Origin of the sequence: Streptomyces adustus, from assembly GCF_009377175.1 — a bacterium.
GTDB lineage: Bacteria > Actinomycetota > Actinomycetes > Streptomycetales > Streptomycetaceae > Streptomyces > Streptomyces adustus.
The window spans coordinates 17045-36176 of record NZ_VJZD01000080.1 but is presented as its reverse complement, the minus strand read 5'-3'; the positions used below and the strand labels follow the sequence as shown (position 1 = coordinate 36176).

General features: G+C 72.4%; 20 protein-coding genes and 1 riboswitch. Of the genes, 13 read left to right on the top strand and 7 right to left on the bottom strand.

Annotated elements, in window-relative coordinates; translation table 11 throughout:
- The first annotated feature begins 18 nt into the window (after positions 1-18).
- The 4 genes from macS (at position 19) to FNH09_RS20770 (ending at position 4266) form a co-directional block, all read left to right on the top strand.
- The gene (gene macS, locus FNH09_RS20785) at positions 19-1236 is read left to right on the top strand and encodes a MacS family sensor histidine kinase (RefSeq protein WP_152890161.1); all 1218 of its coding nucleotides are present in this window, start codon (positions 19-21) and stop codon (positions 1234-1236) included.
- 54 nt (positions 1237-1290) lie between these two features.
- Positions 1291-1968 (top strand): response regulator, encoded by a 678-nt coding sequence (locus tag FNH09_RS20780; protein ID WP_152890158.1) that lies wholly within the window; start codon positions 1291-1293, stop codon positions 1966-1968.
- A 191-nt stretch (positions 1969-2159) separates the two neighbouring features.
- A complete protein-coding gene (locus FNH09_RS20775; RefSeq protein WP_152890156.1) occupies positions 2160-3188 on the top strand; it encodes a 6-phosphofructokinase in 1029 nt (342 codons plus the stop codon).
- Positions 3189-3270: 82 nt separating this feature from the next.
- Positions 3271-4266, top strand: a complete 996-nt coding sequence (locus FNH09_RS20770) for an NAD(P)-dependent oxidoreductase (RefSeq protein WP_162468865.1) — start codon at positions 3271-3273, stop codon at positions 4264-4266.
- Here the strand turns inward: FNH09_RS20770 and FNH09_RS20765 are convergent.
- Both FNH09_RS20765 and FNH09_RS50210 read right to left on the bottom strand, forming a co-directional pair.
- Positions 4218-6131 carry an anthranilate synthase family protein gene (locus tag FNH09_RS20765; protein ID WP_152890152.1) on the bottom strand — a complete coding sequence of 638 codons (1914 nt, stop codon included), beginning with the start codon at positions 6129-6131 and terminating at the stop codon, positions 4218-4220. The two genes, FNH09_RS20770 and FNH09_RS20765, sit on opposite strands and share 49 nt — an antisense overlap.
- Before the next feature lie 98 nt (positions 6132-6229).
- On the bottom strand, positions 6230-6286 hold the full coding sequence (locus FNH09_RS50210; RefSeq protein WP_152890175.1) for a trp operon leader peptide: 57 nt from the start codon (positions 6284-6286) through the stop codon (positions 6230-6232).
- A gap of 111 nt (positions 6287-6397) precedes the next feature.
- Here FNH09_RS50210 and FNH09_RS20755 point away from each other — a divergent pair, with 111 nt between their 5' ends.
- Positions 6398-7753, top strand: coding sequence for a class II 3-deoxy-7-phosphoheptulonate synthase (locus tag FNH09_RS20755; protein WP_162468862.1), 1356 nt, complete (start codon positions 6398-6400; stop codon positions 7751-7753).
- A gap of 150 nt (positions 7754-7903) precedes the next feature.
- Positions 7904-8128 carry a (2Fe-2S)-binding protein gene (locus FNH09_RS20750; RefSeq protein ID WP_162468861.1) on the top strand — a complete coding sequence of 75 codons (225 nt, stop codon included), beginning with the start codon at positions 7904-7906 and terminating at the stop codon, positions 8126-8128.
- A gap of 27 nt (positions 8129-8155) precedes the next feature.
- Here the strand turns inward: FNH09_RS20750 and bfr are convergent, their stop codons facing one another.
- Positions 8156-8635, bottom strand: coding sequence for a bacterioferritin (gene bfr / locus FNH09_RS20745; protein ID WP_152890150.1), 480 nt, complete (start codon positions 8633-8635; stop codon positions 8156-8158).
- Between the two features lie 175 nt (positions 8636-8810).
- On the opposite strand from bfr, the gene FNH09_RS20740 reads away from it, so the two are divergent.
- Positions 8811-9443, top strand: a complete 633-nt coding sequence (locus tag FNH09_RS20740; RefSeq protein WP_152890148.1) for a sulfite oxidase-like oxidoreductase — start codon at positions 8811-8813, stop codon at positions 9441-9443.
- A gap of 36 nt (positions 9444-9479) precedes the next feature.
- On the opposite strand, the gene FNH09_RS20735 is transcribed toward FNH09_RS20740, so the two are convergent.
- Complete coding sequence (locus FNH09_RS20735; protein ID WP_162468860.1) at positions 9480-10358, bottom strand: deoxyribonuclease IV; 879 nt, start codon at positions 10356-10358, stop codon at positions 9480-9482.
- Positions 10359-10530: 172 nt separating this feature from the next.
- Between FNH09_RS20735 and pknB the strand changes: the two genes are divergently transcribed.
- Positions 10531-12459, top strand: coding sequence for a Stk1 family PASTA domain-containing Ser/Thr kinase (gene pknB / locus FNH09_RS20730; RefSeq protein WP_162468859.1), 1929 nt, complete (start codon positions 10531-10533; stop codon positions 12457-12459).
- Between the two features lie 334 nt (positions 12460-12793).
- On the opposite strand, the gene FNH09_RS20725 is transcribed toward pknB, so the two are convergent.
- The 3 genes from FNH09_RS20725 to thiO form a co-directional block, all read right to left on the bottom strand.
- Positions 12794-13588 (bottom strand): thiazole synthase, encoded by a 795-nt coding sequence (locus FNH09_RS20725; RefSeq protein WP_152890146.1) that lies wholly within the window; start codon positions 13586-13588, stop codon positions 12794-12796.
- A gap of 3 nt (positions 13589-13591) precedes the next feature.
- Positions 13592-13828, bottom strand: coding sequence for a sulfur carrier protein ThiS (gene thiS, locus FNH09_RS20720; protein ID WP_152890144.1), 237 nt, complete (start codon positions 13826-13828; stop codon positions 13592-13594).
- On the bottom strand, positions 13825-14991 hold the full coding sequence (gene thiO / locus FNH09_RS20715; protein WP_152890142.1) for a glycine oxidase ThiO: 1167 nt from the start codon (positions 14989-14991) through the stop codon (positions 13825-13827). The genes thiS and thiO overlap by 4 nt, the downstream gene beginning before the upstream one ends.
- A riboswitch (TPP riboswitch) is annotated at positions 14989-15100 on the bottom strand. Its footprint overlaps the gene before it by 3 nt.
- Before the next feature lie 52 nt (positions 15101-15152).
- On the opposite strand from thiO, the gene FNH09_RS20710 reads away from it, so the two are divergent.
- The 5 genes from FNH09_RS20710 to metF all read left to right on the top strand — a co-directional run bounded on the left by FNH09_RS20710 (position 15153) and on the right by metF (position 19101).
- Positions 15153-15494, top strand: a complete 342-nt coding sequence (locus FNH09_RS20710; protein WP_152890140.1) for an avidin-fold protein — start codon at positions 15153-15155, stop codon at positions 15492-15494.
- A 100-nt stretch (positions 15495-15594) separates the two neighbouring features.
- Positions 15595-16872, top strand: a complete 1278-nt coding sequence (locus FNH09_RS20705) for an NAD(P)/FAD-dependent oxidoreductase (RefSeq protein ID WP_338017628.1) — start codon at positions 15595-15597, stop codon at positions 16870-16872.
- 56 nt (positions 16873-16928) lie between these two features.
- Complete coding sequence (locus FNH09_RS20700; RefSeq protein ID WP_162468858.1) at positions 16929-17294, top strand: Rv2175c family DNA-binding protein; 366 nt, start codon at positions 16929-16931, stop codon at positions 17292-17294.
- A gap of 111 nt (positions 17295-17405) precedes the next feature.
- Complete coding sequence (thiE, locus tag FNH09_RS20695) at positions 17406-18062, top strand: thiamine phosphate synthase (RefSeq protein WP_152890138.1); 657 nt, start codon at positions 17406-17408, stop codon at positions 18060-18062.
- Positions 18063-18177: 115 nt separating this feature from the next.
- The gene (metF, locus tag FNH09_RS20690; protein ID WP_152890136.1) at positions 18178-19101 is read left to right on the top strand and encodes a methylenetetrahydrofolate reductase [NAD(P)H]; all 924 of its coding nucleotides are present in this window, start codon (positions 18178-18180) and stop codon (positions 19099-19101) included.
- Positions 19102-19132 lie beyond the last annotated feature (31 nt).

Sequence of the window (19132 nt, the reverse complement as noted above, 5' to 3'; positions counted from 1 at the left end):
GGGCGGGGGCGTGGGGGATTGGCCAGGCGCGTCAGAGTCATGAGCATGTCCGTGGAGCTGCCGCTGTGGCGGGCGCTCACCGGCTACCGGGTGCTGACCATGCTGTACGCGGTCGGCCTGTTCGCCACCGCCTACGACGGCTTCGCCCGTCCCTGGGTGGCGATCTGCTACTTCCTCGTGCTGGCCGGGTGGACCCTGGCCACCCTGCCGAAGGTGGCGAACGCGGAGAGCTGCACGAAGCGGTTCCTCGCCGTGGACCTCACCGTCGCGCTCACCGGCATCCTCCTCACCCCGGTCGCCGACTCCCACCAGCGCATCCTCGACGGGGGTCCGACCCTGCCGTCGATATGGACGGCGGGGTCCGTGCTGGCCTTCGCCGTCAAGGGCGGCTGGCGCTGGGCGGCCGTCGCCTCCAGCCTGGTGGCCGCCGCGAACCTCGTGGAGCGCGGCGCCCCGACCCGCGACACCGTCCACAACGTGATCCTGGTCTGGGTCGCGTCCATCGCCATCGGCTACGTCGTCGAGGTCGCCCGTGCCTCGGAGCGGACCCTGGCCCGTGCCCTGGAGATCGAGGCGGCGACCCGGGAGCGGGAGCGGCTCGCCCGGGACATCCACGACGGCGTGCTCCAGGTGCTGGCGATGGTCCAGCGGCGCGGCGCGGTCCTCGGCGGCGAGGCGGCCGAGCTCGGCCGGATGGCGGGCGAGCAGGAGGTGGCGCTGCGCACCCTGGTCTCCGGTGGTCTGGTCCCGGTGTCCCGGGAGTCGCGGGACGCGGCCGACGGAGCGTTCGTCGTCGCGGTCGACGAGCCGGAGGACGACGGTCCGATGGACCTGCGCACGCTGCTCGTCCCGTACGCCGCCGCCCGGGTCAGCCTGGCCGAGCCCGGCGCCCCGGTGCTGCTGGCACCGGCCGCCGCGCGGGAGCTGGCCGCGGCCGTAGGGGCGGCCCTGGACAATGTGCGCCGGCATGCCGGGCCGGACGCCCGGGCCTGGATCCTGGTCGAGGACGAGCCGGACTCGGTGGTCGTGACCGTGCGCGACGACGGGCCCGGCATCCCCGAGGGGCGGCTCGCGCAGGCCGAGGGCGAGGGACGGCTCGGGGTGGCCCTGTCGATCCGGGGGCGGCTGCGCGACCTGGGAGGCAGCGCCGAGGTGTGCTCGACCCCGGGACAGGGCACGGAGGTCGAACTGACGGTGCCGAAGGACGCGGCGCGGCCCGTGGGGCAGGGCCGGTGAGGAGCACCGGGAATCGGGACGGGGACGGACATGGGGGAAGGCGGAGCGGCGGCGATGAGTGAGCAGCGGGAACCGATCAGGGTGATGGTCGTCGACGACCACCCCATGTGGCGCGACGCGGTCGCCCGCGATCTGGCCGAGTCGGGCTTCGACGTGGTCGCCACGGCCGGCGACGGCGAACAGGCGGTGCGCCGGGCGAAGGCCGCCGGGCCCGACGTCCTGGTCCTCGACCTGAACCTGCCGGCCAAGCCCGGCGTCCAGGTGTGCAAGGAGGTCGTCGCCGCCGACCCGTCGCTGCGCGTGCTGGTGCTGTCGGCCAGCGGTGAGCACGCCGACGTGCTGGAGGCGGTGAAGTCCGGCGCGACCGGCTATCTGCTGAAGTCGGCGTCGACGCAGGAGCTGCTGGACGCCGTGCGCCGCACGGCCGTGGGCGACCCGGTCTTCACCCCGGGCCTGGCCGGTCTCGTCCTCGGCGAGTACCGCCGCCTGGCCGCCGAGCCGGCGCCCGCGACCGAGGCCGGCGCGGCGGACACGCCTCGGCTCACCGACCGCGAGACCGAGGTGCTGCGGCTGGTCGCCAAGGGCCTGAGCTACAAGCAGATCGCCGAACGCCTGGTCATCTCCCACCGCACGGTGCAGAACCACGTCCAGAACACCCTGGGCAAACTCCAGCTGCACAACCGGGTGGAACTGGTCCGGTACGCGATAGAGCGCGGACTCGACGACGAGTGAGCCGGCCGGCGAGCCCGGCCGGCGGCCGCCCGATGCCCGCCTGATACCGCAGGACAACCCGATGAGCAGACCCGGTACGTAAACCGGCGGCCCCACAATTCACCGGAAATGCCTTTCCCGCCCATGCCGAAGTGACCTGGGTCACTATTACCGTGACCCTCACCAGGCAACCGTGGCGAAGGGACATTTCCATGCGGGTCGGAGTACTGACCGGGGGCGGCGACTGCCCCGGACTCAACGCCGTCATCCGGGGCATCGTCCGCAAGGGCGTGCAGGAGTACGGCCATGCCTTCGTCGGCTTCAAGGACGGCTGGCGAGGGCCGCTCGAAGGCGACACCGTCCGCCTCGACATCCCGGCGGTGCGCGGCATCCTGCCCCGGGGCGGCACCATCCTCGGCTCCTCGCGGACCAACCCCCTGAAGGTGGACGACGGCATCCGCCGGATCAAGGACAACCTCGCCAAGCACGAGGTCGAAGCCCTGATCGCGATCGGCGGCGAGGACACCCTCGGCGTCGCCGCCCGGCTGTCCGACGAGTACGGCGTGCCCTGCGTCGGCGTGCCGAAGACCATCGACAACGACCTGTCCGCCACCGACTACACCTTCGGCTTCGACACCGCCGTGGGCATCGCGACCGAGGCGATCGACCGCCTGCACACCACCGCCGAGTCGCACATGCGCGTCCTGGTCTGCGAGGTGATGGGCCGCCACGCGGGCTGGATCGCCGTCCACTCGGGCCTGGCCGGCGGCGCCAATGTCATCCTCATCCCCGAGCAGCGCTTCGACGTCGACCAGGTGTGCGCCTGGATCACCTCCCGCTTCAAGGCGTCGTACGCGCCGATCGTCGTCGTCGCGGAGGGCGCCATGCCGAAGGACGGCGAGATGGTCCTGAAGGACGAGTCGCTGGACTCCTTCGGGCACGTCCGGCTGTCCGGCGTCGGCGAGTGGCTGGCCAAGCAGATCGAGAAGCGCACCGGCAAGGAGGCCCGTACCACCGTGCTGGGGCACATCCAGCGCGGCGGCACCCCCAGCGCCTTCGACCGCTGGCTCGCCACCCGCTTCGGACTGCACGCCATCGACGCCGTCCACGAGCGCGACTTCGGCAAGATGGTCGCCCTGCGCGGCACCGACATCGTCCGTGTCCCGATCGCGGAGGCCACCGCCAGGCTCAAGACGGTGGACCCGAAGCTGTACGAGGAGGTCGGGGTCTTCTTCGGCTGATCCGGAGCCACCGGCCGGACCGGGTCGTGGGCCGTAGGATCGGCCCATGGCCCAGCGGATCGGCGACGGAACGGGAGCGGTCGTGGAGATTCTCGCCTTCGGTGTCCAGGCGGACGAGAAGCCCCTGCTGGAGAAGGCTTTCGCCGGCCACTACGAGATCCGCTGCCTGGACGTCTTCCTCAACGAGGACACCGCTCCCATCGCGACGGGCCACGAGATCGTCTGCACCAGCGTCAACTGCGACCTCGGCTCCGGTGTGCTGGAGATCCTCGCGGCCGGCGGGACCCGGATGGTCGCCCAGCGCTCCACCGGTTTCAACAACATCGACCTCCAGGTCGCCGAGCGGCTCGGCCTGCGGGTCGCCCGGGTGTCGTCCTACTCGCCCTACTCGGTGGCCGAGTTCGCCTGGACCCTCGCCATGGCGGTCAACCGCCGGGTCGTCCGCGCGGCCACCCGCACCCGGGACTTCGACTTCCGCCTCGACGGCCTGATGGGCCGTGACATGCACGGCCGCACCGCGGGGATCGTCGGCACCGGCAAGATCGGTGAGGCGTTCGCCAGGATCGCCCACGGCTTCGGGATGCGGCTGCTCGGCTGGGACGTCGCCGAGAACCCGGCCTGCCTGGAGCTCGGCATGACCTATGTGTCCAAGGACCGGCTCCTCGCCGAGTCCGACCTGGTCAGCCTGCACGTCCCGCTGATGCCGCAGACCAGCAGGCTGATCGACGCCGACGCCCTGAAGCTGATGAAGGACGACGCGATCCTGGTCAACTCCAGCCGCGGCGGTCTGGTCGACAGCGCGGCCCTCGTCGCCGAACTGCGCGAGGGCCGCTTCACCGGCGTCGGCCTCGACGTCTACGAGGCGGAGGCGGGCCTGTTCTTCCTCGACAAGTCCCTGGAGGCCATCGAGGACGACACCCTGGCCCGCCTGGTCACCTTCCCGAACGTCCTGGTCACCTCCCACCAGGCGTACTACACCGTGGACGCCGTGGGCCAGATCGTCGAGGCCACCGCGCAGAACGTCCTCGACTACACGGCCGGCCTGCGCTCCGCGAACGTGCTGGTGCCGCGCAGCTGACCGACCAGCTCCCGCACGACGGCGGCGCCGTTCAGCGTCAGCACCGACTCCGGATGGAACTGGACCCCGGCGAACGCGTTGCGTCGCGCGCCGCCCGGCCCGCGCAGCGCGTGCACCTCCCCGCCCGCGCCGCGGCTGACCTCGACGCCGCGCCCGGCCAGCTCCGCGAGCGCCGCCTCGTCGCAACGCGCCACGAAGCTGTTGTAGAAGCCGACGGTCTCGGTCCGCCCGAACAGGTCGATCTGCGTCTGCGCCCCCTGGTACGGCACCTCCTTGCGGACGATCGGCAGCCCCAGCTCGGCCGCGATCAGCTCGTGCCCGAGACAGACCCCGAGGACGCCGTGCCGGTGCTCCCCGAGCACCCGGGCGGTCAGGTCGCGCAGCAGCCGCATCCTGGGGTCGGCGAGGTCGGAGGGATCACCGGGGCCGGGACCGAGGACGACCGGTCCCTGGTGCGCGAGCACCGCCTCCCGCAGCCCCGGCTCGTCATGGCGGCGCACGGTCACGTCCAGCCCGCCGGAGCGCAGCACGTGCGCGAGCATCGCGGTGAAGGTGTCCTCCGCGTCGACGACCAGGGCGTGCCCGTCGAGCAGCGCGGTCCGCTCCTGCATCCGCAGCCAGAACGGCGCCAGGGACGCCCGCCGCCCGTCCAGCGCGGCCCGCACCCGCGGGTCGTCCGCCAGCCGGGCCGGCGCCCGCCGCGCGCCCGGCCGCGCCGGACGCACCCCGAGCGCCGCCAGCACCCCCGCCGCTTTGGCGTGCGTCTCCGCGACCTCGCCCGCCGGATCCGACCCGCGCACCAGCGTGGCGCCCACCGGTACCCGCAGCCGGCCGGACGCGTCGATGTCGGCGGTGCGGATGAGGATGGGGGAGTCGAGGGTCTGGGCCCCGCCCGCGTCCCGGCCGAGCAGCGCCAGCGCGCCCGCGTAGTAGCCGCGCCCGGCCCCGTCCGGCCCCACGGGCTCGTACCGCTCGATGACCCGGCAGGCGTTCTGCACGGGCGAGCCGGTGACGGTGGCGGCGAACATGGTCTCCTTCAGCACCTCCCGCACATCCAGCGAGGACCGGCCGCGCAGCTCGTACTCGGTGTGCGCGAGGTGGGCCATCTCCTTCAGCCGCGGGCCGACGACGACCCCGCCCATGTCGCCGACGGTGCACATCATCTTGAGCTCCTCGTCGACGACCATCGACAGCTCCTCGATCTCCTTGCCGTCGGCCAGGAAGCCGAGCAGGTGCTCCGGCGTCGGCCCCGCGTCGGGATAGCGGTACGTCCCGCTGATCGGGTTCATCACGACCGTGCCGCCGGACATCCGCACGTGCACCTCGGGGCTGGCGCCCACCAGGGTGCGCTCCCCGGTGTGCACGACGAAGGTCCAGTACGCGCCCCGCTCGCCCGCCAGCAGCCGGCGGAACAGCGCGAGCGCGTCGGCGCGCCCGAAGCCGGGGATCTCGCCCGTGTAGGTCCGCCGGATCACGAAGTTCGCGCCCTCGCCCCGCCCGATCTCCTCGCGCAGCACCCGCCCGACGATCCCGGCGTACTCCTCGTCGCCGACGTCGAAGCCGCCGCCCGCCACCCGCACCTCGTGGTCCGGCAGCTGGTCCAGGGCGTCGGCGAGCGGGACGGTGTACGTCTCCTCGGGGGTGAGGAACACCAGCGGCGTGCCGTCGTCGCGCACGTCGAACCCGCGTTCGCGGATCTGGCGGAACGGGACGAGCGCGAGACCCTCGTCGGGCAGGTCGGCGAGCCGGTCGTAGGCGGCGACCGGACCGAGGAGCACCTCCACGAGCGTGTCGTCGTGGCCGGGGGCGCGGCGGCGCAGCAGGGCGAACGGGCGGGGGTCGTCGAGCAGGTCGAGCAAGTGCATGGGTCCGTGTCCTTCTCGTGGGGAGGAACGGCCCGCGCCTCGGAAAACGCCGAAGGCCGCCCCTCGGGCGGCCTTCGCGAAGTCGTGCGTACGCGCAGTCAGTGGGCCGCCGGATGAGCGGTCCACCACCAGTTCTGGGTCGAAAGCGCGTACATGCGACGCACCCTACCCCAACCCTGCTCCGGCGGCGCACATGTGAGTGAGACACCGTCTCACCTGTCGAGCCGGGCGAAAAGGACTCGACGCGACCCCGTAGTGTTGAGTGCGTGACCGTGAACGCTGATTCCCGAAGTGTCGCCGCTCAGGCGACTTGGCGAGACCTGCCCGCGGCGCAGCAGCCCGAGTACCCGGATGCCGAGGCTCTGCGCGATGTGATCGCGGAGCTCGAGTCGTATCCGCCCCTGGTGTTCGCCGGCGAGTGTGACCAGCTGCGTGCCCGGATGGCCGCTGTCGCTCGCGGTGACGCGTTCCTGCTCCAGGGCGGTGACTGCGCCGAGTCCTTCGACGCGGTGTCGGCCGAGCACATCAGGGCCAAGCTCAAGACCCTCCTCCAGATGGGCGCCGTGCTCACGTACGCCGCGTCCGTGCCCGTGGTCAAGGTGGGCCGGATCGCCGGCCAGTACTCCAAGCCGCGCTCCAAGGGCACCGAGACCCGTGACGGGGTGACCCTGCCCACCTACCGGGGCGACTCCGTCAACGGCTTCGACTTCACCGAGGCGGCCCGGATCCCGGACCCCGCGCGGCTGAAGCGCATGTACAACGCCTCCGCCTCCACGCTCAACCTCGTGCGCGCCTTCGCCACCGGTGGTTACGCCGACCTGCGCCAGGTGCACGCCTGGAACCAGGACTTCGTGAAGTCGTCCCCGTCCGGGCAGCGCTACGAGCAGCTGGCGCGCGAGATCGACAACGCGCTGAACTTCATGCGGGCCTGCGGCACGGACCCGGAGGAGTTCAAGACCGTCGAGTTCTACTCCTCGCACGAGGCGCTGCTGCTCGACTACGAGTCCGCCCTGACCCGGGTCGACTCGCGCACCGGGCAGCTGTACGACGTCTCGGCGCACATGGTGTGGATCGGCGAGCGCACCCGGCAGCTGGACCACGCGCACGTCGAGTTCGCCTCGAAGATCCGCAACCCGATCGGCATCAAGCTCGGCCCGACGACCACGGCCGAGGAGGCGCTGCGCTACATCGACCGTCTGGACCCCGACCGTGAGCCGGGCCGTCTCACCTTCATCGTGCGGATGGGCGCGGACAAGGTCCGCGACAAGCTGCCCGAGCTGGTCGAGAAGGTCACCGCCTCCGGCGCCACCGTGGCCTGGGTGACCGACCCGATGCACGGCAACACCTTCGAGGCGGCCTCCGGCCACAAGACCCGTCGCTTCGACGACGTGCTCGACGAGGTCAAGGGCTTCTTCGAGGTCCACAAGGGCCTGGGCACCCACCCGGGCGGCATCCACGTGGAGCTCACCGGCGACGACGTCACGGAGTGCGTGGGCGGCGGCGACGAGATCTTCGTCGACGACCTGCACCAGCGCTACGAGACGGCCTGCGACCCGCGTCTGAACCGCAGCCAGTCGCTCGACCTGGCGTTCCTGGTCGCGGAGATGTACCGGGACCAGTAACCGCAAGGGCTGACGGCAGTAGGGCGCGGATCACATGCGATCCGCGCCCTCCGGCACTTTTGCGGGTTCTGTGCGACGGGTAAGGTTAGGTAAGCCTCACCGATCATCGGGATGGCAAGACTGAGCGATCCCGTCGGGAGGTGAATCCGCGTGTACGTGTGCAGCTGCTTCGGGGTGACCGAGGCGCAGGTCAAGAAGCACGCGGCGGACGGCGCGTGCACTCCGCGCCAGATCGCCTCGGCCTGCAAGGCCGGCACCGACTGCGGTTCGTGCGTACGGCGGATCCAGGCGATCCTCGGCCGTGGGGCGTGCCCGCGCCGCGAGATGGCCGATCAGGGCAAGCCGGTCCTGTCCGCCCTGGACGAGGCCGCCTAGAGCCGGACGGGCCCTCGTGCCGCGGCCCTAGCTCTCCGGCTGCTCGATCAGCTGCGCGAGGTAGAGCGCCTCACCGAGCTTCTCCAGCAGCTCCAGCTGGGTGTCGAGGTAGTCGATGTGGTGCTCCTCGTCCTCCAGGATCGACTCGAAGATGTTCGCCGACGTGATGTCGCCCTTCTCGCGCATCACCTTGATGCCGCGCTTGAGGCGGTCGATCGCCTCCACCTCGACCTGCCGGTCGGCCTCGAACATCTCCTTGACGGTCTGGCCCACCCGCACGTGGAACAGACGCTGGTAGTTCGGCAGCCCGTCGAGGAACAGGATCCGGTCGGTGAGCACCTCGGCGTGCTTCATCTCGTCGAACGACTCGTGCCGCGTGTACTTCGCGAGCTTCGTCCAGCCGAAGTTCTCCTGCATCTTCGCGTGCAGGAAGTACTGGTTGATCGCGGTGAGCTCACCGGTGAGCTGCTCGTTCAGGAACTCGATGACCTCGGGGTCGCCCTGCATCGCGTCAGGCTCCTTCCACGTGGGGGAACTGCTGTGGTTGCGGCCGCATGATTGCACCGCCGTAGAAGATCGTCCAGTAAGTGCGTACTTAGTAAGTAAGTGCGCACTCAGTGCGGTTTGGGTAACTTTGTTCCCTTGGTCATGGGCACTGCCCGGGGTCTGTCAGGATGGAGGCATGGGTCATCCGGAGGAGCGCGAATCAGGCGAAGCGGCACGGTCCGAGCTTCCGCCGGGACAGCGACTCCAGCGCGGCTGGCCCGTCACGCACTACGGGCCGGTGCCCAAGTTCCGACCCGAACGCTGGGAGTTCAGGGTCTTCGGGGCCACCGCCGACGGTGACAAGAGCTGCTGGAACCACGAGGAGCTGACGGCCCTGCCGTACACCACCGTGGTGGCCGATCTGCACTGCGTGACGAAGTTCAGCATGATCGGTGCCGAATGGGGCGGTATCCCGGCCCGCGCCGTCCTGGAGCTCGCCCCGCCCGCGCCGACCGTCACCCATGTGATGGTGTGGGCGGAGTACGGCTTCAGCTCCAACCTCAGGCTGGCCGACTTCGCCGCCGAGCGCACCATCTTCGCCACCCACAAGGACGGCGAGCTGCTCACGGCGGAACACGGCTTCCCGCTCCGCCTGGTCGTCCCGCACCTGTACGCCTGGAAGGGCCCGAAGTGGGTCCGCGGTGTGGAGTACATGACCGCCGACCGCCGCGGCTTCTGGGAGGAACGCGGCTACCACAACATCGGCGACCCGTGGCGGGAGCAGCGCTACTCGTACCAGGAGAAGCCCGGGGACGGCCCCGAGCTCTGAGCCCCGGACCGGCGGCTCCGGGGCGGCAGCCCCGGGTCAGCCGTCGCGGAGCTTCTTCAGCCGCTCCACGTCGGCCGCGTGTCCCTCCTTGCCGCCAGGCGTCTCGATGATCAGCGGTACCCCCGCCGTCGCCGGGTGGGTCATCAGCGCTCGGAACGGGTCCTCGCCTATGTGCCCGGCGCCGATGTTCTCGTGCCGGTCCTTGTGGGCGCCGGCCACGTCCTTGGAGTCGTTGGCGTGGATCAGCCGCAGCCGGCCCTCTCCGACGGTGTCCACCAGCAGGTCCAGGGTCCGGTGCATCCCGTCAGGACCGGTCAGGTCGTGGCCGGCCGCGAAGATGTGGCAGGTGTCCAGGCACACGCCCAGCTTCGGATGGGCGTCCAGTGCCTCGAAGTACGGCCCGAAGTCCCAGGTCCGGGAGCACAGCGAGGCGCCCTGGCCCGCGGTCGACTCCAGCAGGAGGTAGGGGTCGTCGTCGTGGGTGAGCTCCTCCAGCAGCGGCAGCAGGCGCTCGCGCACCTGCCGCAGGGCCACGGACCGCTCCCGCCCGCCGGTCGCGCTCCCGGTGTGCACGACCACGCCGAGCGCGCCGATCTCCCGCCCGCGCCGCAGCGAGTGCCGCAGGGACTCCACGGACCGCTCCACGGTCGCCTCGGTGTGCGAACCGAAGTTGATCAGGTACGGGGCGTGCACGTACGCGGGGATCGACCCGGCCGCGCAGGCCGCGCGGAACTCCTCGTCCTGCCGCGGGTTGCCGGGCGGGGTGGCCCAGCCGCGCGGGTTGGCGACGAAGACCTGCACGGCCTCCGCCCTCAGGTCGCGGGCGTAGGCCAGACCCACCGAGTTCAGGCCACCGGCGACGGGGACGTGACCGCCGACGGGGTTGCGGGAGGGGCCGCGCTGCTCGTGTCTCACCTGTTCAGGGTGTCACGGGACCCGGTGTGCCCCGGCACCGGCCGCCCGGACGCCGGGGGACGGGAGCGGTTTTCGGCTTCGCGGGCGCGGGAAGCGTCACAGGTCAGCTTCAGTACCTCCCGATACCGGCTTCAGCGGGAGGTAAGTCCGTGGTGGCTCGTAGACTCGGCCCGTGGATACGACCCTTCAGGACCCCCTCGTCGGGCAGGTGCTCGACGGCCGGTATCGCGTCGACGCGCGGATCGCCGTCGGCGGGATGGCCACGGTCTACCGGGCCGTGGACACCCGCCTGGACCGCGTGCTCGCGCTCAAGGTGATGCACCCGACGCTCGCGGTGGACGGCTCGTTCGTCGAACGGTTCATCCGGGAGGCGAAGTCCGTCGCGCGGCTCGCGCACCCCAACGTCGTCCAGGTCTTCGACCAGGGCACCGACGGGTCGTACGTGTACCTCGCCATGGAGTACGTGGCCGGCTGCACCCTGCGTGACGTGCTGCGCGAGCGCGGGGCGCTGCAACCGCGGGCCGCCCTGGACATCCTGGAGCCGGTGCTGGCCGCGCTGGGCGCCGCCCACCGGGCCGGGTTCGTGCACCGGGACATGAAGCCCGAGAACGTCCTCATAGGGGACGACGGGCGGGTCAAGGTCGCCGACTTCGGGCTGGTACGGGCCGTGGACACGGTCACCAACACCACGGGCACGGTCCTGGGCACCGTCTCCTATCTCGCGCCCGAGCAGATAGAGAACGGCACCGCCGATCCACGTGTCGACGTGTACGCGTGCGGTGTCGTCCTGTACGAGATGCTGACCGGCGACCGGCCGCACGAGGGGGACTCCCCCGCCGTGGTGCTCTACAAGCACCTCCACGAGGACGTGCCGCCGCCCTCGGCCGCCGTGCCGGGGCTGCCGTACCCGCTGGACGAGCTGGTCGCCACGGCCACCGCGCGCAACCCGGACGTCCGGCCCTATGACGCCGTGGAACTGCTGGCGCAGCTGCGTCTGACGCGGGAGGCGCTGAGCGACGACCAGCTGGACGCGGTGCCGCCGCAGGCGGTGGCGCCGTCGCACGACAACGCCGAGGACCGCACGAGCGTCATCCCGAGGGCCCTGACCGTGCCGCGGCCGCTGCCCGTCAACGAGGAGGACGAGCCCCGAGGGGGCTTCCAGCCCACCAGCAGGTTCCAGAGCCCGCCGCCGCTCCCGCCGCGCCGGGGGGCCACCGGGTCCAGGCGGCTCGCCCTGGTCGTCGCGGCCGTCCTGGTGGTGTTCGGGGTCGGCACCGGCGTCTGGTACATCAACTCCGGCCAGTTCACCAAGGTCCCGCCGCTGCTGGCGAAGACCGAGGCCCAGGCCAGGGACCGGCTCCAGGCGGCCGGGCTGAAGGTCGGCAAGGTCGAGGAGGCCTACAGCGACACCGTCGAGCGCGGCACGGTGATCGGTACGGACCCGGCGCCGGGCGAGCGCATCCGCGACCACGACGCCGTCACGATCACGCTGTCCAAGGGCCCGCAGACGGTGAAGGTGCCGGACCTGGCGGGATACCGGCTGGACAAGGCGCGGGCGGTGCTGAAGGACAGCGGGCTGGAGCCCGGCCTGGTCACCCGGGAGTTCAGCGACGACGTGCCCCGGGGCTTCGTGATCGCCACCGACCCGCAGCCGGGCGAGACACGGCACTCCGGTGCGGCGGTCGCCCTCACGGTCAGCAAGGGCAGCCCGGTGGACGTGCCGGACGTGACCGGCCAGGACCTGGCGGACGCCAAGGCCACGCTGACGCAGGCGGGCCTGAAGGTGGAGGTCGGCACCGCCCGGGTCAACTCGGAGTACGACGCCGGCCAGGTCGCGGCACAGACCCCGGCCGCCGACGGCCAGGCCGCCCAGGGCGACACGGTGACGCTGACGCTGTCCAAGGGCCCGGAGATGGTCGCGGTCCCGGACGTGGTCGGCGCCGGTGTCGACGACGCCAGGAGCCGGCTGGAGGCCGCCGGTTTCCAGGTCGAGGAGGACCGGGGCCTGCTGGGCCTGTTCGGCGACACGGTCAAGAAGCAGTCGGTGAAGGCCGGTGACAAGGCCCCCAAGGGATCGACGGTCACGATCACCATCCGGTGACCCCGACGGCCGGGTCGGCGTGCCGGGGCAGGCCGACCCACGCCCGGCGCCGTGAGCGGCCGGGGACCGGCACGCAGCACGGCGGGCGGGGGCGGTCCTTGCTCGCCGCGGCACCCGGGGCGTCCGGCGAAAGCCCTGTCCACCGCGGCACCCCGGGCGGGTCTCGAAAGTCCCGCCTGCCGCGGCGGCTCCCGGGCGGACGCGAGAGTGCGCTCGGCGCGCCACCCAGGGCGTGCCTCGAAAGTCCGCCTGTTGCACGTGCCGGGGCGGGTCTCGAAATCTGCGTCCGGTGCGCCGCCCGGAGCGTGCTGCGAGAGTCCTGCCCGTCGTGGACCTAGAAGGCAGGACGTTCGGGATCCAGCGCGGCCAGTCCGGTCGCCGGGGACGACGCCTGGGCGAAGTGGCGTCGGGGGATCCGGCCGGCCAGCCGGGCCAGCCGTCCCGCCTCCACCCCGTACCGCATGGCGGCGGCCATCCGTACCGGCTCCTGCGCCCGGGTCACCGCCGAGGCGAGCATCACCCCGGCGCACCCCAGCTCCATCGCCAGCGCCACGTCCGACGCCGTACCGGCGCCCGCGTCCAGGATCACCGGCACCTGCGCCTGCTCGACGATCAGCTGGAAGTTGTGCGGGTTGCGGATCCCGAGCCCCGACCCGATCGGCGACCCCAGCGGCATCACCGCGGCGCACCCCACGTCCTGGAGCCTGCGCGCCAGCACCGGATCGTCGTTCGTGTACGGCAGCACCGTGAACCCGTCGTCCACCAGCGTCTCCGCCGCGTCCAGCAGCTCGACCGGGTCCGGCAGCAGGGTCCGCTCGTCGGCGACGACCTCCAGCTTGACCAGGTCGGTGCCGAGCGCCTCCCGGGCCAGCCGCGCGGTCAGCACGGCCTCGCCCGCGGTGAAGCAGCCGGCCGTGTTCGGCAGCACCCGGATGCCGAGCCGCTCCAGCACCGACAGCACGGATCCGTGCACCGAGGCGTCCACCCGCCGCATCGCGACCGTGGTCAGCTCGGTGCCGGAGGCGACCAGCGCGCGTTCCAGCACGTCGAGGCTGGGCGCACCGCCCGTACCCATGATCAGCCTGGACGTGTACGACGTACCGCCGAGGACGAAGGGATCGTCGGCCATGGGTCAGCCTCCCTGGACGGCGGTGAGGACCTCGACCCGGTCGCCCTCGGACAGGGCCGTGGCGGGCCACTGCCCGCGCGGGACGACGGTCTCGTTGACCGCGGCGGCCACGCCGGACGGCGCCGCGGTGAGCGTGCGCACCAGGACGTCGAGGGCCGTGCCGGCCGCGATCCGCCGGGGCTCCCCGTTGACGGAGACGGTGACGGTGCCGGCGGGGGCGGGAGTGGCCGGGGTGCTCATACGGGCTGCTCCGTGAGTGCGGCGGCGGCGAACCGCCGGGGGGTGAAGGGACGTGCCTCGTCCGGCAGCGAACCGGTGGCCAGCGCGTGCGCGAGCACGTCACCGGTGACCGGCGTGAGCAGCACCCCGTTGCGGTGGTGCCCGGTGGCCAGCAGCAGGCCGTCCAGTCCGGTCGGGCCGAGCAGCGGCGCGTTGTCCGGGGAGGCGGGGCGCAGTCCGGCCAGGGTCTCGGTGAGCGGCAGCTCGGTCAGGCCCGGCACCAGCTCGTGCGCGTCGCGCAGCAGCTCGTACACGCCGCCCGCCGTCACCGTGGTGTCCCAGCCCAGTTCCTCGCTCGTCGCGCCGACGACCAGCTCGCCGTTCTCCCGCGGCACCAGGTAGACATGCCCGCCGCGCACCACGGCCCGTACGGTCCGGCTCAGGAAGGGCGCGTACCGCGGCGGCACGGTCAGCCGGAGCACCTGCCCCTTCACGGGCCGCACCGGTGGCCGTACCTCCGGCGGGAGCCCCGCCAGCCGCCCGCTGAGGCTGCCGGCCGCGAGCACCACCTGCCCCGCGGCCAACGCCGTGCCCTCGCGGGTGACGATCCCCGCCGCCCGCTCCCGGGCGACCTCCAGCCGTTCGGCCCACTCCCGGTGGAACACCACCCCCGACCGCTCGCAGGCGGTCACCAGGGCGGCCGCCACCCGTCGTGGATCGACCTGGTGGTCGCCGTCGACCCGCAGCCCGCCGCGCACACCTGGCGCGAGCATCGGCTCGAGACGCCGGCACTCCCGCCCGGACAGCCACTCGGACTCCAGCCCCGACTGCCGCTGGAAGACGTGCAGTTCGCGCAGCTCGGCCCGGTCGTCGGCGTCCAGCGCCACCGCGAGCGTGCCGCAGCGGCGGTAGCCGAGGTCGTGGCCCGTGAAGTCGGTGAGCTCCGCCGCGAAGTCCGGCCAGCGGCGGGCCGAGGCGAGGTTCAGGCCGAGCAGGGTCTGCTCGCCGAAGTGCAGTTCCGTGACGGCGGCCAGCATCCCGGCCGCCACCTGCGCGGCCCCGCCGCCGGGCGCGGGATCCAGCACGGCCGTGGCGAACCCGCGCTGCGCGGCCCGCCACGCCGTCACGAGTCCGATGATCCCGCCCCCCACGACGAGGACGTCTGACGTACGCGTAGGCGACATGGGCGTCCAGCCCCTCCCTTCGCCGGCATGACCCGGATCAGGTTCGTACGGTCGGAGGCCGCCAGCCTCCCTCTCAGCCCGGTGCGTCCGGGCTCCCGCGAGTGCTTTACGTTGACCACCCTAGCCCGACGCCCCAAGCCTCAGTAAGGGAGCCTTCGCCCATGGCCCGTTCGCTCGACGGCCTCGTCCTCGCCCCGGTCGCCGACCAGGCCGCAGGTCAGGTCGGCACCCGCACCCGGTTCACGTACCACGAGGAGGACGGCGCGGTCTGGGCCGAGTACGCGGGCGGCGACGTCGTGCGCGGGCGGTTGGTGGGTACTCGGTCGGGTGACCGGCTGGACTTCCGGTACGTCCAGCTGGTGCAGGACGGCACCACGTCGAGCGGGCACTGCGTGTCGACGGTCGTCGAACTCCCCGACGGCCGGGTGCGGCTGGAGGAGACCTGGGAATGGGAGTCGCGGCCGGGCAGCGGGACCAGCGTGGTCGAGCAACCGGCCGAGTAGCCGGGGCGCCGGTGACGGAGCCGTCGGCCGCGCCGGTCGTGGACCGGGGCGCCGAACCCGCCCGGCGACCGGCGGACGACCGGTTGTCTATGGTGATCGAGTGAGCGAGCAGACGCAGCAACGAGTGACCTCGGGACAGCGGCGCGTGGTCGTCGTCGGCGCGGGCATGGCCGGGGTGCAGACCGCGGTCGCCCTGCGGGAGCAGGGCTTCACCGGCGCGGTGACCGTGCTCGGCGCCGAGCCCCACCAGCCCTACGACCGGCCGCCGCTGTCCAAGGCCGTGCTGCTCGGCAAGGCCGAGGGCGCCGCCTTCGACGTCGACTTCGAGGAGATCGGCGTCGAACTGCGGCTCGGCTGCGAGGTGTTGGGCGTCCGCCCGGACGACCGGGAGGTGGACACCGTCGGCGGCACCTCCCAGGACGACGGCTCCGACGCGGGGCCGGTCGCGGTGCCGTACGACGTCCTGGTCCTCGCCACCGGCGCCGAACCGATCCGGCTGCCCGGCACGGAGGGCGTGCCCGGTGTGCATCTGCTGCGCACCCTCGACGACGCCGCGCGGCTGCGGCCGGTACTGGCCCGGCAGCACGACATCGTGGTCGTCGGCGCGGGCTGGATCGGCGCGGAGTTCGCGACGGCCGCCCGGGAGGCGGGCTGCGCGGTGACGGTCGTCGAGGCGGCGGACCGTCCGCTGGCCGGCGCGCTGCCCGCAGAGGTGGCCGCCCCGATGACCGGCTGGTACGCCGACAGCGGCGCCGAGCTGCGCACCCACGCGCGCGTGGCGCACGTCGAGCCCGGCGAGGTGGTGCTCGACGACGGCACCCGGCTGCCCGCGGGCGCGGTCGTGGTCGGGATCGGGGCCCGTCCCGCCACGGACCTCCTGGCCGGCTCCGGCATCGCCCTCGGGCCGCACGGCGAGGTCCTGGCCGACGCCTGCCTGCGCACCTCCGTCCCGGACGTCTACGCGGTCGGCGACTGCGCCTCCTTCCCCTCGGGCAGGTACGGCGAGCGCCTGCTGATCCACCACTGGGACAACGCCCTCCAGGGGCCGCGCACCGTCGCGTCGAACATCGTCGGCGAGGCCACCGACGAGCCCCCGGTGCACTACAACCCGGTGCCCTACTTCTGGTCCGAGCAGTTCGGGCGCTTCGTGCAGTACGCGGGCCACCACGCCGACGCCGACACGACCGTGTGGCGCGGCGACCCCGCCGGTCCCGCGTGGACCGTGTGCTGGCTGCGCGAGAACCGCCTCGTCGCGCTGCTCGCCGTGGGGCGCCCCCGGGATCTGGCCCAGGGCCGACGGCTGATCGAGGCCGGGGCGGAGATGGACCCCGGGCTGCTGGCGGACCCCGCGCGACCGCTGAAGGCGGCGACGGCGTAGCCCGCAGGGGGCAGCCCGGCTGTGCACGGCCGGTCCGGGATGGCAGTCTTGAAGGCGTGACCGAGATTGACGCAAAGACTGATGCTCTCGTCCCCGCCTGGCTCACCCTTCCCGACATCGCCGAGATGCTCGACGTCGAGGTGACCCGGGTGCGGCAGCTGGTCAAGGAGGGCCAGCTCATCGCCGTACGCCGGGGCGAGAACCGGGCGCTGCACGTTCCCGCCGCCTTCATCGACGAGGACAAGGTCGTCAAGGGCCTGACCGGGACCCTGACGCTGCTGCGGGACGACGGCTTCTCCGACGAGGAGATGCTGGAGTGGCTGTTCACCCCCGACCCGAGCCTGCCCGGCACCCCCGCGCAGGCCCTGAGCGAGAATCGCGGCACGGAGGTGAAGCGCCGCGCCCAGGCGCTCGCCGTCTGACCCGCTGATCCGAACAACCGTCCGACGTACGGCCGCGGCCCACGGCAGTGGTGCACCGCGGCCGTACGCCATCGCGCACCGCCCCGCCAGGGGCTCCGGGGGGACCCACGCATGCCCGACACCGCCGCCACCGCACGCGCCGCGCTCGCCGACGCCCGTCTCTACCTCTGCACGGACGCCCGGAAGGAGCAGGGCGACCTCGCGGAGTTCCTGGACGCGGTCCTGGCCGGCGGGGTCGACATCGTGCAGCTGCGCGACAAGGGCATGGAGGCGGCGGAGGAGCTGGACCATCTGGCGGTCCTCGCCGACGCCTGCGCCCGGCACGGCAAGCTGCTCGCGGTCAACGACCGCGCGGACGTGGCGCACGCCGCCGGAGCCCGGGTGCTCCACCTCGGCCAGGGCGACCTCCCGGTGCCCGCGGCCCGCGCGATCCTCGGCGACGACGTCCTCGTGGGCCGCTCCACGCACGCCCCGGCGGAGGCGGAGGCCGCGGCCGTCCAGGACGGCGTGGACTACTTCTGCACCGGCCCCTGCTGGCCCACGCCCACCAAGCCCGGCCGCCACGCGCCCGGCCTCGACCTGGTGCGCCACACCGCCGCCCTCGGCACCCGCCGTCCCTGGTTCGCGATCGGCGGCATCGACCTCGGCAACCTCGACGAGGTGCTCGACGCGGGTGCCCGCAGGGTCGTCGTCGTACGGGCGATCACCCGGGCGGACGACCCGGGCGCGGCGGCGGCGGAGTTCGCCGAGCGGCTGCGCAAGGCGTGACGTCCCGGGCGCCGTCGGACGGCGCCCTGTCCAAGGGATGGACAACAAGTCGACAATTCGGGCAAATTTCCCGCATTCGGTTGGGTGTCCGCCGCCCCCTGGCTAACCTGCGGGTATGGCCCTTGGAACCGCGTCCACCCGGACCGACCGCGCGCGTACCGTGCGCGACATGCTCGCCACCGGCAAGACGGTCCACTCCTTCGAGTTCTGGGCCCCGAAGACGGAGAAGGGCGAGCGCAACCTGTGGAACGCGCTGCGCAGGGTCGAGGCGGTCGCCCCGGACTTCGTCTCCGTGACGTACGGCGCGGGCGGCTCCACCCGTTCCGGCACCGTTCGGGCGACCGAGCAGATCGCCTCGGACACCACGCTCACCCCGGTCGCCCACCTGACCGCGGTCAACCACTCCGTCGCGGAGCTGCGCAACATCATCGGCCAGTACGCCGACGCCGGGATCCGCAACATGCTCGCGGTGCGCGGCGACCCGCCCGGCGACCCCATGGCCGACTGGGTGCCGCATCCCCAGGGTCTGACCTACGCCGCCGAACTGGTCCGGCTCATCAAGGAGTCCGGCGACTTCTGCGTGGGCGTGGCCGCCTTCCCGGAGATGCATCCGCGCTCCGCCGACTGGGAGTCCGACGTCGCGCACTTCGTCGACAAGTGCCGGGCCGGCGCCGACTACGCCATCACGCAGATGTTCTTCGAACCGGAGTCGTACCTGCGGCTGCGCGACCGGGTGGAGGCGGCGGGCTGCGCGACCCCGGTGATCCCCGAGGTGATGCCGGTCACCAGCGTCAAGATGCTGGAACGACTGCCACAATTGAGCAACGCCGCGATCCCGGAAGTCCTGAAAGAGCGGATCCTCACAGCGAAAGAGGATCCGGCCGCTGTACGCTCCATTGGCATCGAATACGCCACGGAGTTCTGCGCGCGGCTTCAGGCCGAGGGAGTGCCCGGACTGCACTTCATCACGCTCAACAACTCCACGGCTACGCTGGAAATCTACGAGAATCTGGGCCTGCACCACCCACCGCAGGCCTAGACCGGCCGTACCCGGATACGACACACTGCGT

Excerpts from the sequence above, each read along its gene's own strand:
- FNH09_RS20780 (WP_152890158.1), top strand. The coding sequence starts at position 1,291 with ATGAGTGAGCAGCGGGAACCGATCAGGGTGATGGTCGTCGACGACCAC.
- FNH09_RS20775 (WP_152890156.1), top strand. The coding sequence starts at position 2,160 with ATGCGGGTCGGAGTACTGACCGGGGGCGGCGACTGCCCCGGACTCAAC.
- FNH09_RS20725 (WP_152890146.1), bottom strand. The coding sequence starts at position 13,588 with ATGGCCGACGATCCCTTCGTCCTCGGCGGTACGTCGTACACGTCCAGG.
- FNH09_RS20740 (WP_152890148.1), top strand. The coding sequence starts at position 8,811 with ATGGGTCATCCGGAGGAGCGCGAATCAGGCGAAGCGGCACGGTCCGAG.
- thiS (WP_152890144.1), bottom strand. The coding sequence starts at position 13,828 with ATGAGCACCCCGGCCACTCCCGCCCCCGCCGGCACCGTCACCGTCTCC.
- bfr (WP_152890150.1), bottom strand. The coding sequence starts at position 8,635 with ATGCAGGGCGACCCCGAGGTCATCGAGTTCCTGAACGAGCAGCTCACC.
- FNH09_RS20765 (WP_152890152.1), bottom strand. The coding sequence starts at position 6,131 with ATGCACTTGCTCGACCTGCTCGACGACCCCCGCCCGTTCGCCCTGCTG.
- FNH09_RS20710 (WP_152890140.1), top strand. The coding sequence starts at position 15,153 with ATGGCCCGTTCGCTCGACGGCCTCGTCCTCGCCCCGGTCGCCGACCAG.
- thiO (WP_152890142.1), bottom strand. The coding sequence starts at position 14,991 with ATGTCGCCTACGCGTACGTCAGACGTCCTCGTCGTGGGGGGCGGGATC.
- metF (WP_152890136.1), top strand. The coding sequence starts at position 18,178 with ATGGCCCTTGGAACCGCGTCCACCCGGACCGACCGCGCGCGTACCGTG.
- thiE (WP_152890138.1), top strand. The coding sequence starts at position 17,406 with ATGCCCGACACCGCCGCCACCGCACGCGCCGCGCTCGCCGACGCCCGT.